Source organism: Neisseria sp. HMSC064E01 (genome assembly GCF_001808875.1).
In the GTDB taxonomy this organism is placed as follows: Bacteria; Pseudomonadota; Gammaproteobacteria; order Burkholderiales; family Neisseriaceae; genus Neisseria; species Neisseria sicca_A.
Map to the genome: position 1 here is coordinate 19,137 of NZ_KV794967.1, position 14,717 is coordinate 33,853.

A 14,717-nucleotide genomic window follows, 5' to 3' on the forward strand; every position below is an offset into this window, starting at 1 on the left:
CCTCAAAAAAAAGGCGGAACAGACAAATCAAATTGCTTCAGCAAATCGACGGTTTCGTAAACGGGCAGCCCCATCACACCGGTAAAGCTGCCTTGCAAATGCTCGACAAACACGCCGCCCAAGCCTTGGATTCCGTATGCACCGGCTTTATCCATTGGTTCGCCGCTTTGAATGTAGGCAAAAATTTCGTCAGGGGATAAGGTTTTGAAACGCACATCGCTGGTTTGCAAGACGCTGCGCGTTTCGCCTTGCCAATACACGCATACGGCAGTCAGCACTTGATGGGTTTGTCCTGACAACTGTCCAAGCATTGCGGCGGCATGCTCTTGGGTTTCGGGTTTTCCGAGGATATGGTTTTGATAGGCAACGGTGGTATCGGCGGTCAGAATGGGAAATTCGGGCGGCGTATCATGTTGTGCAAACCATTGGGCGACGGCGGCAGCGTTCTTTTCGTTCGCCATACGCTGAACATAATCGGCGGCATTTTCGTCAGGAAATGGCGTTTCATCGATATCGGCGGGAATACGCCGAATTTGGTAGCCTAAGTTTTCAAGAATTTCGCGGCGGCGCGGGCTGCCGGAGGCGAGATAAAGTGTCTTCATAGTAGGGATGGTGTTCAGATATTTGGGATACGGATTTTGGGGATTTAATCGATAAAGCGGATAGGTATACAGAAAGGTCGTCTGAAATTTTTCAGACGACCTTTCCAATCGTTAATCGTTTTGATCCAATTGATAAATTTGGGCAACGGCATCGACCAGATTGCTGTTTTCCGAGCCTGCCTTATTGAGTGTTTGAGTGGGAGAGTGGAGGAGTTTGTTGGTCAATTGGATGGAGAGCCGCTCCAATACCTCTTCCGCCGATGCGCCTTTGGCAAGCTGTTTCATCGCATTTTCCAAAACCTGCCTGCGGGCGCGTTCGCCTTCGTCACGCAGGGCGCGGATAAGGGGGACGCTTTGGCGGCTTTGTTGTTGGCGGACAAACTCACCGACCTTTTTCTCCACCATAGCTTCGGCTTCGGCAGCCGCTTTTTGGCGGGCCTCCTTGCCGTTTTGAACGATGTCCATCATGTCGTCAACAGTGTAGAGATAAGCGTCGCCCAGCTCCCCCACTTCGGCTTCGATATCGCGCGGAACGGCAAGGTCGAGCAGGAACATAGGCATATTGAGACGCAGGCGCAATGCGCGTTCCACCATGCCTTTGCCGACCAACGGGAGCTGGCTGGCGGTAGAGGAAACGACGACATCGTATTCGTGCAGGATGTCGGGCAACTCCGTCAGCAGGCAAGGCTCGGCATTCAGTCCGAGTTTGTCGCACAACTCTTGGGCGCGCGGCAGGGTACGGTTGGCAACGGTAATGAGTTTGGGACTTTTGGCGGCGAAATAGGTGGCGACCAATTCAATCATTTCGCCCGCGCCGATAAATAGAACGTTCAGATCGCCGATATCGGGAAAAATCTGTTCGGCAAGCTTGACGGATGCGGAAGCCATCGAAACGGAATTCTCGCCGACGGCAGTGTCGGTACGCACCTCTTTGGCAACGGCAAACGTTTTTTGAAACAATGCGTTGAGGTTGGTATTGATGCTTTCTTGTTCTTGGGCGACACGCACGGCATCTTTAATCTGTCCCAAAATCTGCGGCTCACCCAATACCATAGAATCCAATCCGCAGGCGACGCGGAAAGCGTGGCGGATGGTTTCGTTGTTGTCCAAGGTATAAAGATAGGGGCGGATTTCTTCGGCGGGCAGGTTGTGGTATTGCGCCAGCCATTCGATGATTTGCTCGGTTTCGCCGACGCAGTAAAGCTCGGTGCGGTTGCAGGTCGATAGAATTACTGCCTCCTTCGCTGCTTTGCTTCGAGCAAGGTTGCGGACGGCTTCGGGCAGGCTTGCTGCGGTGAATGCCAGCTTCTCGCGTATACTCAAAGGCGCAGTTTGGTGGTTGAGTCCGACGGCGGTAAGTTGCATGGGATAAGGTGGGAGAGATGGTATGTGTCGGCGGGTATTATAGCTTAACTTGACTTTGAAATGAATGTGTTGGCTTCCAAACAAACAGTGCGATTGGCAAAATTTAGATTACCCGGGGTCGTCTGAAAACATCAGATTCATATAACGAAATCATCTTTAAATCGAACAAACCATTCTTTCCCATTTTCAGACGACCTGATTAAAGTAGCTCCAAACTGAGAATAAGGAGCACCCTATGACTACCACCGCCGACCCGCGCGCCAAACTGCCCGACACCCCGCTTTCCGGCAACGAAGCCCTGAAAGACCGCAGCGACTATCTGCACGGTACCATCAAACAAGACCTGACCGATGACTTTACCGGCGGCTTTACCGCCGACAATTTCCAGCTCATCCGTTTCCACGGCATGTACGAGCAGGACAACCGCGACATCCGCGCCGAGCGTACCGATCAAAAACTCGAACCCTTAAAAAACATGATGTTGCGCTGCCGCTTGCCCGGCGGCATCATCACGCCGGCGCAGTGGCTGGGCATAGACGAATTTGCCGGCGACCACACTATTTACGGCTCCATCCGCCTGACCAACCGCCAAACCTTCCAATACCACGGCATTTTAAAAACCGATTTGAAACTGGCGCACCAGTCCCTGCACAAACTCGGCCTCGATTCCATCGCCACCGCCAGCGACGTCAACCGCAACGTACTCTGCACCAGCAACCCCGTCCAAAGCCCGCTGCACCAAGAAGCCTACGAATGGGCGAAACGCATCAGTATGCACCTTCTGCCGCGAACCATGGCTTACGCCGATGTCTGGCTGGACGGCGAAAAAGTGTTCACCACCGAACCAACCGAACCGCGCAACAAAGAAATCGCCGACGATGTTGAGCCGATTTTGGGCAAAACCTATCTGCCGCGCAAATTCAAAACCGCCGTCGTCATCCCGCCTGATAACGATGTGGACATCCATTCCAACGATTTAGGCTTCGTCGCCATCGAAGAAAACGGCAAACTTGTCGGCTTTAACGTCCTTGTCGGCGGCGGGCTGTCCAGCGAACACGGCAACACCAAAACCTACCCCAACACCTCCTACGAATTCGGTTTCGTCCCCCTCGAATACACCCTCAACGCCGCCGAAGCCGTCGTCAGCACCCAGCGCGACTGGGGCAACCGCAGCGACCGCAAAGCCGCCCGCACCCGCTACACCCTCCAGCGCGTCGGCGTCGAAGTATTCAAAGAAGAAGTCGAACGGCGCATGGGCATCAAGTTCGAACCCATCCGCCCCTACGCCTTCACCCATCGCGGCGACCACATCGGCTGGGTTAAAGGACTCGAAGGCAACTGGCACCTGACCCTGTTTATCGAAAACGGCCGCCTGCTCGACTACCCCGGCAGGCCGTTGAAAACCGGCGTGCGCGAAATCGCCAAAATCCACCCCGGCGACTTCCGCCTGACCGCCAACCAAAACCTCGTCGTTGCCAACGTCCCGCCCGAGCTGAAAGACACCATAGACAAAATCGCCAAAGAACACGGCTTAATCAGCAAATCCATCACCATCCAGCGCGAAAACTCCATGGCGTGTGTCGCACTGCCGACCTGCCCTCTGGCGATGGCGGAAGCCGAACGCTTCCTGCCATCGTTCTCCGACAAAATCGACGAAATGTTCGCCCAATACGGCTTGGAAGACGAATACATCGTCCTGCGCGTCACCGGCTGCCCCAATGGCTGCGGCCGCGCCATGCTCGCCGAAATCGGCTTAGTCGGCAAAGCCGTCGGCCGCTACAACCTCTACGCAGGCGGCAACCGCGAAGGCACCCGCATCCCGCGCCTCTTTAAAGAAAACATTACCGAACCCGAAATCCTCGAAATCGTCGACGGCTGGGTCGGTAACTGGGCGCAAAACCGCCTCGACGACGAAGGCTTCGGCGATTTTGCCGTCCGTACCGGCATCGTCAAACCCGTCCTCGACCCGCCGCGCGATTTTTGGGCTTGAAAACCTGTTGGCAGATTATAGTGGATTAACTTTAAACCAGTACGGCGTTGCCTCGCCTTAGCTCAAAGAGAACGATTCTCTAAGGTGCTTAAAGCACCAAGTGAATCGGTTCCGTACTATCTGTACTATCTGCGGCTTCATCGCCTTGTCCTGATTTAATCCACTATATGAAACAAAGTTGGAAATCAAAAGGTCGTCTGAAAACCCGCAATGCTTGTTTTCAGACGACCTTTTGATTGTTTAAACCAACTTGTTAACTTATTTCGCAGCCTTAAACGCGTCGGTAACCTGTTTGGACGCGTTCAGCAATTCTTGCGCGCCGCCCGCCGCCAAGTAGGTTTCGGGAACGAGGTAAACCACCTGTCCTTTTTTCCATGCGGTCGTTTCGGCGACCAGCGGATTGTTCAACACGTCTTTCGCCGCCTGTCCTTCTTCGCCGATGGCAGCGCCCCTATCAAGGACAAACAGCCAGTCGGGATTTTTCTCTTTCAAGTATTCGAAGCTGACGGGCTGACCGTGGCTGCCTTCTTTGATGGCTTCGTCAACGGCCGGAACGCCAATGTCTTTGTGCAGCCAGCCGCCCAGTCGTGAAGACGGACCGAAGGCGGACAGTTTCCCGCCGTTGACCAGAATCACCAAACCTTTGCCTTTACCTTGCGCTGCAGTTTTCGCGGCTTCAAAAGATGCGTCGATTTCCGCCTTCAGCTTGTCGGCTTCCGCCTGTTTGCCGAAGATTTGCGCCAGCGCGTCGATACGCTCTTTGGCACTGTCTTTGAGGTTGGCGGTATCGGCGGTCATTTCGATGGTTGGCGCAATGGCGTTCAACTTGTCAAACGCTTTGGCTGCGCGGCTGCCGATAATGATGAGCTGCGGCTTGTAGGCGTTGAGCGCCTCGTAATCCGGCTCGAACAGCGTACCGGCAGGTTTTGTCGTTTTGAAATATTCGTCCAAATAAGGCAGCAGGTTTTTGTCGATGGACAGACCGGTTTTCACGCCCAATTTGTTTAAAGTGTCGAGCATACCCAAATCGTAAACGGCGATACGTTCGGGATTTTGCGGCACTTTCGCGTCGCCGCGCGTCGTTTTGACGGTCAAACCCGCGCCTTCGGTTTGGGCTGCGGAAGCGGTTTGGGCGTTTTGGTTTGAAGCGGAATCTTTCGGCGAACACGCACCCAAAGCAAGGGCGCAGCATACGGCTAAAGCAGTCAGACGTAACATGGATTCTCCAAGCAGATATAAAACAAAAATATGGAAAAGGCCGTTTGAACAAGAAAATTTAAAGGCTTCCAATCAGAAAGCCGAACGTTCAGACGACCTTTACGGTTTGATGTTACCAAATTAACCAATAACAATTATCGTTTATTTTATTAGATATAAAAGAGGCTGTCCATCGGTCTTTAAATGCGGTTGTCGGTCATCTCTCCGCCATCATTCATCAAACCACCAATCCCAACCTTTTCCCCAATGCCAAAATCGCCCTTTTGTTTGACGGAGAAAACACTTTTTCCGCCGCTTCTTCAATGCCGAACCATCCGTAAGCGACGTGTTCGTCAGGCTGCAAAACAATCACCGCATCACGTGGAACTTCGGCGGAAAAGATGTGTTCGCGGTTTTCGAACACGCCTTTGGGATAGCGGTGCCGCCAGTGGTGGTAGATTTCGTAAACCGTGCTGTCGTGCCAGTTGCAGAGCTGCCCGTCCGCAAGGCGGATGCCGGTTTCCTCCCAAACTTCGCGTTTGGCGGTTTCCTCTATGGTTTCGTCCGGCTCAATGCTGCCGGTTACCGACTGCCAAAAACCTGGCGGCGAAGTGCGTTCGATTAAAAGGATATGGCCGTCGGCATCATGCAGGACAATCAACGCGGACACGGGATACTTCAAGGGCTTTGCCATCAATCGTCTCCGCCGGAATCCATCGCAGGATCGGATTTGGTATCGCTGCGCGCCTGCATTCCCGCCTTAATCATGGCGATGCTGCTCGGTGCCTGACTTTCGTTCAAGATGCGGACTTCGCGCTGCGGATAAGGGAACTCGATGCCGTGTTCGTTAAACTGCCGCCAAATATCCAGAAAAATCGCCGATTGCAGCGCGGCAAAACCGTTTTCCGGGTCTTTCACCCAATAAGTCGCGCGCAAATCGATACCGTTGTCGCCGAAGTTGGTGACTACCGCCAAAGGTGCGGGATTGTTGGAAACACGCGGCTGCGCGGCGGCTGCGCTTTTGATGATGTCCAGCGCCTTAATCAAATCGGAATGATAGGCAACCTGTATATTGAACGCCTGCTGCAATTCGCGGCTGGTGTAGGATTCGTTGACCACCATCGAGGTAACGAACGTCTCGTTCGGAATCAGCGCCTCCGTACCGTTGGCATTGCGCAGCACGACGAAACGCGAGGTGATTTTGGTGACATAACCGGTAAAGTTGTTGACCGTCAGGCGGTCATTCATGCGGATGGAGCGGTCGCCTAAAATGATAAAACCGGAAATATAGTTGCTCGCCACTTTTTGCAGGCCGAAACCGATACCGACACCCAACGCACCGCCGAACACCGACAATACCGTCAAATCAATCCCCACCAGCGGCAACGCAATCAATACCGCCAACACCATCATCACCGTTTTGACGACTTTGGACAAAATCATGCTCAGATTGGTATCCAAGCTACTCTTCTCCAAATGTCCGCCGATAACTCGAGCCAGCCATGACGCGCCTATCATCAGGAGGCCGACCCACAAAATCCCGTTCAGAATCGTCAGCAGGCTGAGCCTGCCCGAACCAACCGAGAAACTGATGCCGTCCAGTACCTCCAAAATCTTATCGTCCAAACCCGACAGCCAAAGCACGAACCCTATCCACAAAACCATAGACACCGCCCGCTCCAGCCAGTCGGTCAGTTTGTTTTGCGGCAAAGCGGCATGAACGACCGCCACGCTGACCCGAATCAAAATCATCCAGCGCGCCGCCAAAATCAGCAGATGCAGCCATACCGCGCGAAATTCCGTCAGATTACAGACAAACAAAGCCGCCGCGCCGAAAATCATCATCAGCACCGGCCACAAAATCCGCCTGCCGATATGCCGCAATAGCGCGAAGCTGCCGTGTTCCGAAAAGAAATAACGGTCGTTGAGGCGGTTTGACAGCCAAAACGCTACCGCCATCAGTATCAATACGCCGACCAGCTCAATCCAGCCCGAAACCTGTCCGAAATTGCGCTCTACCAAGCTCGATGTAAACGCCTGACGCGCAAACAAATCATGCAAAATACTGTCCATCCGCCCTGTTTTTTATTAAAAATCAAAGCTGAGATTATATAGCAGCCATTAAATTCCGCCACATCCGTTTACCCCCGGGGTCGTCTGAAAATATGGCGGATTCAAGTGAAAAACAAGACATCCCGTCTGCCCTACCCGACCTTACTTCAAACAAATTCAAAGCCGCTTCAAACAGATAGCCGAAACCATCAGGCTTCACCCTTGCCAAAGCCGGACAGTAAAACTATAATCCGAAACTTATCGAGTCGGAGTGTGGCGCAGTCTGGTAGCGCACTTGCATGGGGTGCAAGGGGTCGAAGGTTCGAATCCTTTCACTCCGACCAAAAATTCAACAGCCCGGTCATTTTTGACCGGGCTGTTTATTTGTCTTTGCCTATTTCAAACTTTATATTCCAAGCGTTTCTCACAATCAAAAGGTCGTCTGAAAACCCAAATCCGAGTTTTCAGACGACCTTTATCTTATCCGCAACGGCTTACAGATAGAATTTTTCAACCACTTTCAAATTGTCGTCCAATTTGTACACCAGCGGCTGACCGGTTGGGATTTCCAAGCCCATGATGTCTTCGTCGGAAATGCCTTCGATGTGTTTTGCCAAGGCGCGCAGGGAGTTGCCGTGTGCGGCGACCAAGACGCGTTTGCCGCTCAGAAGCGCGGGGGCGATTTGGTCTTCCCAGAACGGCAGTACGCGCTCCAAAGTAACTTTCAGATTTTCGCCGTCAGGTACGACATCGGCGGGCAGGTTGGCATAGCGGCGGTCGTTGTGTGCGGAGAACGGGTCTTGCGGGTCGAGTAACGGCGGCAGGGTATCGTAGCTGCGGCGCCAGATGTGGACTTGCTCGTCGCCGTATTTTTCAGCGGTTTGTTTTTTGTCCAAACCTTGCAGCTGACCGTAGTGGCGTTCGTTCAGCCTCCAGCTTTTGATTTGCGGCACGAACAGTTGGTCGGATTCTTCCAAAACAATGTTGCAGGTTTTAATCGCGCGGGTCAGGACTGAGGTGAAGGCGATATCGAACTCGTAACCTTTTTCCTTCAGTTTTTTACCGGCGGCGGTAGCTTCGGCAAGCCCCTGCTCGCTCAGTTTTACGTCGCGCCAGCCTGTAAACAGGTTTTTCGCGTTCCATTCGCTTTGTCCGTGGCGGATAAATACCAATTCCATGTCGTATGCTCCAATTTGAGTTCGGTAGAAGGGCTTATTTATAACATATTTCGGCTGCTTCTGCAGTCGGGGCGGGGCGATGCTTGTTCTTTATCAAGACTTGTCCGCCATATTGTTTTGCCCTCCATTCCCTACCCTTACGATGGTAATGCTTGAAAACAAACTACAAGGTCGTCTGAAAACCGTATTCCGAGTTTTCAGACGACCTTTTCAACCTGGCATCAAGACATTAGGACTCGACGGGGATGATGCCGATTTTTGCCTGCCATTGGCGCGGGGCGGTGGCGTGGATGGACTCGCCTTTGCTGTCCACGGCAACGGTTACAGGCATGTCTTTGACTTCAAATTCGTAAACCGCTTCCATGCCCAATTCGGGGAACGCCAATACTTTGGAGGATTTGATGGCTTTTGCCACAAGATACGCCGCGCCGCCGACTGCCATGAGGTACACGGCTTTGTTGTCGGCGATGGCTTCGCAGGTGGCTGCGCCGCGCTCGGATTTGCCGATCATGCCCAAGAGGCCGGTTTGTTCGAGCATTTGGCGGGTGAATTTGTCCATGCGGGTGGCTGTGGTCGGACCTGCGGGACCGACGACTTCGTCGCCGACCGGATCGACGGGGCCGACGTAGTAAATCAGGCGGTTGGTGAAATCGACAGGCAACTCTTCGCCTTTGTCGAGCATATCGACGAGGCGTTTGTGCGCGGCATCACGGCCGGTGAGGATTTTGCCGTTCAACAGCAATACGTCGCCGGTTTTCCAGCTGGCGACTTCTTCTTTGGTCAGCTTATCGACATCGATGCGTTTGCCGTTGTCGGGGCTGTAAGTCAAATCGGGCCAGTCTTCAACGCGCGGCGGAGTCAGTTCGACCGGGCCTGAGCCGTCCAATTCGAACTCGACGTGGCGGGTGGCTGCGCAGTTTGGAATCATGGCAATCGGTTTGGAAGCGGCATGGGTCGGGTAATCGAGGATTTTGACGTCCAACACGGTGGTCAGCCCGCCCAAACCTTGCGCACCGATGCCCAGCGCGTTGACTTTTTCAAAGAGTTCGAGGCGCAGGGCTTCAGTGGTGGACAATTCTGCGCCGGACGCGGCTTTTTCCTGCAACTCTTGAATGTCGATGTGGCTCATCAGGGATTCTTTTGCCATCAGCACGGCTTTTTCGGGCGTACCGCCGATGCCGATGCCCAAGATGCCGGGAGGACACCAGCCCGCGCCCATGGTCGGGATGGTTTTCAATACCCAATCGACGATGTTGTCGGAAGGATTGAGCATGGCGAGTTTGGATTTGTTTTCAGAGCCGCCGCCTTTTGCCGCGCAGGTTACTTCAACTTTGTCGCCCTGCACGATGCTCATATGGATGACGGCGGGGGTGTTGTCTTTGGTGTTTTGGCGTTTACCGGCCGGATCGGCGAGGACGGAAGCGCGCAGGGTGTTGCCCTCCCAAGTGTAGGCGCGGCGTACGCCTTCGTTAACCATCTCTTCCACGCTCATGTCCGCATCCCATTGGACGTTCATGCCGACTTTGAGGAAGACGGTTGCGATACCGGTATCTTGACAGATGGGGCGGTTGTTTTCCGCACACATGCGGCTGTTGACCAAAATCTGCGTCATCGCGTCTTTGGCGGCGGGGTTTTCTTCCTTCTGCCACGCTTTATAGAGCGCGTCGATGTAGTCTTTCGGATGGTAATAGCTGATGAATTGGAAGGCATCGCAGATACTTTGGATAAAGTCTTCTTGCTTGATGACGGTCATGATTGTGTTCCTTTTCTCATGGTAGGGAGGGTTTGTTCACTTTTTATAGATGTCGTTTTTCAGACGACCTTAATCGGTGTAATAGTGCTGTCAATCGCTATGAGCGACAATATAATTTTTATAATTGATTGATTCTTATACAACTTAATAACCCATCATTCTACTCGGATGATGATAACGGATATTGTCGGCAATATTTACCGACAGAAATAAAACTACAATTAATCTGTCCACTCAGATTCCAAAGGGTCGTCTGAAAAGGCTGGATTCACCGCCGCAATGAACCTTACCAATAACATGAATTTAAAAAGAAACAATTACTTTTCAGACGATCCATCCTTCTTTTTTCCACCATACACAAATGTAAAAACCGTATCATTCTACCCATGATGATTTTTGATAGAAGTCAAACTTAGCTATTTTTCTGAAATTTTATAACACCATTTTCATTTACTTACAATTCACAAATTTATCTAATAAATACATAGATATATGCTTTTACATCAAACACTTAATAATGATATTTACTCGTATTTCAAAACGGTTTTTAGCAGTTATTCCTTTATTATAAGTTTATTTTATCTTACAAAATAACAAGATGACACAAAGGTCGTCTGAAAACCACTGTTTTTTGTTCACAATCCGCCCCTATCCTGTCTTTCAGACTTCGCCATCATCAAAAAATCCAAATTCTGATACACTGATAAAAGACAGTCAGACATTGATTTATAAGATATTTCCCCAAAATATCCGCACTTCTAAAAATTTTGTAATAAAAATACACACATCCGATTTCCCCTATCCCATTCCACAGGACACTACCATGAGTGAAAACTTGTTAACCCTGACCATAGACGGCCACGAGGTCAAAGCCTCCGCCGACTCGTCAATCATTCAGGCCTATGCCCGTGCTGGCAGCGCGATTACCGCCAACGTCGGCTGCATGGGGCAAGGCGTGTGCGGTTCCTGCCGCTGCATGATCCGCAAGGAAGGCGAGCGCGAGGTAACGACTGCGTTGGCGTGTGAAACCAAAGTCGAAGAAGGGATGCAGGTCAGCTTCTTGGACTACTTCATTCCCGAGCACATCCAATATTACAACGTGAGCGAGGTCGGCGACGGCTGGAACTGGCTGGATGACACCGCCAAAGCCTTCCCCGAAGCGCAACACTGCCGTCATTGCGGCGGCTGCAACCGCGCCTGCCCCAAAGGTTTAGAAGTGGAAAACGGCGTGGCGCAAGTGGTATCGGGCGATTTCGGCGCGGCTGCGCTGACCTTCGACCAATGCGTGATGTGCAACCTCTGCACCCTTTCCTGCCCCGAACACATCCGTCCGAACCACTTAGGCCTGTTCGCCCGCCGCATGAAAGCGGCGCGCACGCTGCGTCCAGTGGATTTGATGCGCCGCCTGCGCGAAATCGACAGCGGCAAAATGAAAGTCGAATTTGAAGAGGAGGCAATGTGATGGCGAACGAAATCCAAGGCATAGACTATGAAACCGCCCTTGCCAACCTGCGCGCTTCCTCATTGGAACTGCGCGGCGACTTGCCGGAAAAAAACGAATTGTTGAGCCAGTTTCACCCCGACTATCAGGCCAATGCGCGCGTCAAACTGCCCATCGGGCCGAACACGGGCGATTACTGCCATCCTGATTTGGCGAAACTGCTGATCAGTCATCCCCTGATTGACGACTATGATTTGTCGGGCGCGGAACACTTGAACACCGACGTGCTGGTTATCGGCGGTGGCGGTGCGGGTGCGGCGGCGGCATTATCTGCAACCGAAGCAGGTGCGCGCGTGATTATGGCGAACAAGCTGCGTATCGGCGACAGCAATACCGTCATGGCAGAAGGCGGCATTCAGGCGGCAGTCGGCGCGGAAGACAGCTTGCAGCAACATTTTGACGACACCATCAAAGGCGGACACAACGCAGGCAAGAAAGAATTGGTGGCGCAAATGGTTACCGACGCGCCATCCGCCATCCGCTGGCTGATTGGCTTGGGCATGACTTTCGACCTTGCCAAAGGCGCGGACAGCAACGGCATGTTGAACCGCAAGCGTGCAGGCGGTACGACCGTGCCGCGTATCCTGAGCTACCGCGACTTTACCGGCCTCGAAATGATGCGCGTACTGCGCGAAGCGGTCGAACTTGACGAAAACATCACCCAGCTCAACCGCCACCCCGCCATCGAATTATTGTCAGACGAACATGGCCGCTGCGTCGGCGCGATTTTGTACGATTTGGAAAAACGCTCCTTGGTATTGGTTCACGCCAAAGCCGTGGTATTGGCAACCGGCGGCAGCGGACGGCTGCATTTGCAGGGTTTCGCCACTTCCAACCACTACGGCGCAACCGCCGACGGTTTGGTGATGGCGTACCGTATCGGCGCGAAACTGCGCGACATCGATTCATTCCAATACCATCCGACTGGCGTCGCCCATCCGCCGCACTTGGCAGGCGCGCTGATTTCCGAAGCCGTGCGTTCCGCAGGGACCAAACTGGTCAACGGCTTGGGCGAACGTTTCGTTGACGAATTGCAGCCGCGCGACGTCGTTGCCGCCGCCATTTTGCGCGAGTGCCGCGAAGGCCGCGGCGTAGTACGCGACGGACAGGTCGGCGTGTTCCTCGACACCCCGCGCCTGATTGAAAACGACCACGACGTATTGAACCGTTTGGTTACGCTCGGCCACGTTGCCCATAAATGCGGTATCGACCCCGCCGTCGAGCCTGTAATGATTCATCCGACCCTGCACTACCAAAACGGCGGCGTCGAAATCAACGGCGACGGCGCGACCTGCGTCGAAGGCCTCTATTGCGCCGGCGAAGTAACCGGCGGCATCCACGGCCGTAACCGCCTGATGGGCAACGCGCTTTTGGACATCATCAGCTTCGGCCGCCGCGCGGGTAAAGCCGCCGCCGGTTGCGGCCTGCCGCTGAAAAAAGTGCGCGGCGGTGTCGGACACGTCCACGATCTGCAACGCGAAATGACCCGCGCCGGACTGACCAGCAATATCAAAGCCCCCGTTTTATATCCCGACTACGGCAAATTCGATTTGCGCGAACACGCCGGTTTGCAGGAGCAACAATCATGAATCAAGCCAATCAAAACTTACTGCACCCGTCCCGCCAAGTCGGCGCGGATTTGGCCGCGTGGCGCAAAGTTGGCGGCGGCGAAGGCCTGCTGGCGGCACTTGCCGATCCTCAAAGCATCGTTTCCAAACTGCAAGACGCCAACCTCTGCGGCATGGGTGGCGCAGGTTTCCCGACCTGGCGCAAATGGGAGGCGGCTGTTGCCGCCCAAAGCAAACACGGCGACAAATACGTCGTCTGTAACGCCAACGAAGACGAACCGGGTACGTTCAAAGACCGCGTATTGCTGGCGAAAACGCCGCACCAAGTTATCGAAGGCGTCCTAATTGCCGCCGTCGCCTGCCGCGCCAACAAAGCGATTATGTATGTCAACCCGCACCAGACCGAATCCGTCGCCGCCATCGTGCCCGCCATCGAGCAATGGAAAAAAAGCGATTTGTTCATCCGCATCGAAAACTATCTGGGCAAACCTTTAGACCTGAAATTGGTCGAAACTTCAGGCCGCTACATCGGCGGCGAAGAAACCGCCGTGATTTCATGGTTGGAAGGCGGTTTCCCGTTCCCGCGCCGCAAGCCACCGTTCCCTGCCGAAAGCGGCGTAGAAGGCGAACCGACCCTTATCAACAACACCGAAACCTTCGCCAACATCCCGCAAATCCTTGCCAAAGGCGCGGAATGGTACAAATCGCTGGGTTTGGGCGATGCCGCAGGCACGAAACTCTACTCGCTTTCAGGCGACGTATTGAATCCGGGTTTGTACGAACTGCCGATGGGCACGACCCTGCAATCGCTGATTTTCGATCACGGCGGCGGTATGCTCGAAGGGCGCACGTTTAAAGCCGTCTTCACCGGCGGCCCGTCAAACACGCTCTTGACCGTAAAAGATTTGGACGTGCCTTTGGACTTCGTGTCCGTGCGCGAACGCAAATCCAGCCTCGGCACAGGCGCGATGATTGTGATTTCCGAGGGAACCAGCGTGGTGCGTAAAGTATCCGAGTATGTGGAATTTTTTGCGTCCAACTCATGCGGACAATGCCCGCCATGCAAAGGCGGCACGTTCCAACTTTCACGCCTGCTCAACCGCGTGGATACCGGCATCGGCACTTCAGACGACCTCCGCGCCCTGCAAAGCCTGTGCCAACTGCTGCCACGAAGCGGCCGCTGCGGCCTGATTGACGGCGCAGTTACCGTGTTGCAAAGCTCGCTGCGCACCTTCCCCGAAGAGTACGGCCTGCCGGCGGAGCAGGATTAATCCGATACGGCGTTTCAGACGACCTTTTCTATATAGGAGGTCGTCTGAAAAATACCTGTAGATTGGGACATGAACCAACATTTAATTCTTTGTTGGGTTTCACAACCGAACCTGCTAAATCTGAGGTTTTACCCTCTCCCTAGCCCTCTCCCACGGGGAGAGGGGACAGATTGCGAAAATCTGATAAAGGTTGATTTTCAGCGTCATTATTCCCTCTCCCCGTGGGAGAGGGCTAGGGAG

The 14,717-nt window shown here is 53.5% G+C and carries 11 protein-coding genes and 1 tRNA gene; 5 read left to right on the forward strand and 7 right to left on the reverse strand.

From position 1 onward, the window contains the following. Positions 1 to 2 precede the first annotated feature (2 nt). Positions 3 to 602, reverse strand: a complete 600-nt coding sequence (locus tag HMPREF2572_RS11005; RefSeq protein ID WP_070498622.1) for a Maf family protein — start codon at positions 600 to 602, stop codon at positions 3 to 5. A gap of 111 nt (positions 603 to 713) precedes the next feature. Continuing rightward, positions 714 to 1,967: a glutamyl-tRNA reductase gene (gene hemA, locus HMPREF2572_RS11010; protein ID WP_070498625.1), complete on the reverse strand. Its 1,254-nt coding sequence runs from the start codon at positions 1,965 to 1,967 to the stop codon at positions 714 to 716. A 235-nt stretch (positions 1,968 to 2,202) separates the two neighbouring features. Here hemA and cysI point away from each other — a divergent pair, with 235 nt between their 5' ends. Then, positions 2,203 to 3,957 carry an assimilatory sulfite reductase (NADPH) hemoprotein subunit gene (gene cysI / locus HMPREF2572_RS11015; protein ID WP_070498627.1) on the forward strand — a complete coding sequence of 585 codons (1,755 nt, stop codon included), beginning with the start codon at positions 2,203 to 2,205 and terminating at the stop codon, positions 3,955 to 3,957. A gap of 258 nt (positions 3,958 to 4,215) precedes the next feature. Here cysI and HMPREF2572_RS11020 read toward each other — a convergent pair whose 3' ends face one another. From HMPREF2572_RS11020 to HMPREF2572_RS11030, 3 genes are all read right to left on the reverse strand, one after another. Further along, positions 4,216 to 5,175: a siderophore ABC transporter substrate-binding protein gene (locus HMPREF2572_RS11020; protein WP_003766260.1), complete on the reverse strand. Its 960-nt coding sequence runs from the start codon at positions 5,173 to 5,175 to the stop codon at positions 4,216 to 4,218. Between the two features lie 217 nt (positions 5,176 to 5,392). Next, positions 5,393 to 5,848 (reverse strand): dihydroneopterin triphosphate diphosphatase, encoded by a 456-nt coding sequence (gene nudB, locus HMPREF2572_RS11025; protein ID WP_070498630.1) that lies wholly within the window; start codon positions 5,846 to 5,848, stop codon positions 5,393 to 5,395. Further along, positions 5,848 to 7,227 carry a mechanosensitive ion channel family protein gene (locus tag HMPREF2572_RS11030; RefSeq protein WP_070498632.1) on the reverse strand — a complete coding sequence of 460 codons (1,380 nt, stop codon included), beginning with the start codon at positions 7,225 to 7,227 and terminating at the stop codon, positions 5,848 to 5,850. The genes nudB and HMPREF2572_RS11030 overlap by 1 nt, the downstream gene beginning before the upstream one ends. 246 nt (positions 7,228 to 7,473) lie before the next feature. Between HMPREF2572_RS11030 and HMPREF2572_RS11035 the strand changes: the two genes are divergently transcribed. Next, positions 7,474 to 7,550, forward strand: a tRNA-Pro gene (locus tag HMPREF2572_RS11035). Positions 7,551 to 7,700: 150 nt separating this feature from the next. On the opposite strand, the gene HMPREF2572_RS11040 is transcribed toward HMPREF2572_RS11035, so the two are convergent. After that, positions 7,701 to 8,384 carry a 2,3-diphosphoglycerate-dependent phosphoglycerate mutase gene (locus HMPREF2572_RS11040; protein WP_070498634.1) on the reverse strand — a complete coding sequence of 228 codons (684 nt, stop codon included), beginning with the start codon at positions 8,382 to 8,384 and terminating at the stop codon, positions 7,701 to 7,703. Positions 8,385 to 8,613: 229 nt separating this feature from the next. Then, on the reverse strand, positions 8,614 to 10,137 hold the full coding sequence (locus tag HMPREF2572_RS11045; RefSeq protein WP_070498636.1) for a fumarate hydratase: 1,524 nt from the start codon (positions 10,135 to 10,137) through the stop codon (positions 8,614 to 8,616). A gap of 823 nt (positions 10,138 to 10,960) precedes the next feature. Between HMPREF2572_RS11045 and HMPREF2572_RS11050 the strand changes: the two genes are divergently transcribed. Genes HMPREF2572_RS11050 through HMPREF2572_RS11060 form a run of 3 tightly spaced genes read left to right on the forward strand, consistent with a single transcriptional unit; the run spans position 10,961 to position 14,477 of the window. After that, positions 10,961 to 11,599 carry a 2Fe-2S iron-sulfur cluster-binding protein gene (locus HMPREF2572_RS11050; RefSeq protein ID WP_070498638.1) on the forward strand — a complete coding sequence of 213 codons (639 nt, stop codon included), beginning with the start codon at positions 10,961 to 10,963 and terminating at the stop codon, positions 11,597 to 11,599. Continuing rightward, a complete protein-coding gene (locus HMPREF2572_RS11055) occupies positions 11,599 to 13,227 on the forward strand; it encodes an FAD-binding protein (protein ID WP_070498640.1) in 1,629 nt (542 codons plus the stop codon). The genes HMPREF2572_RS11050 and HMPREF2572_RS11055 overlap by 1 nt, the downstream gene beginning before the upstream one ends. Then, positions 13,224 to 14,477, forward strand: a complete 1,254-nt coding sequence (locus tag HMPREF2572_RS11060) for a complex I 51 kDa subunit family protein (RefSeq protein ID WP_070498643.1) — start codon at positions 13,224 to 13,226, stop codon at positions 14,475 to 14,477. Before HMPREF2572_RS11055 ends, HMPREF2572_RS11060 begins: the two co-directional genes overlap by 4 nt. The last annotated feature ends 240 nt before the right edge of the window (positions 14,478 to 14,717 follow it).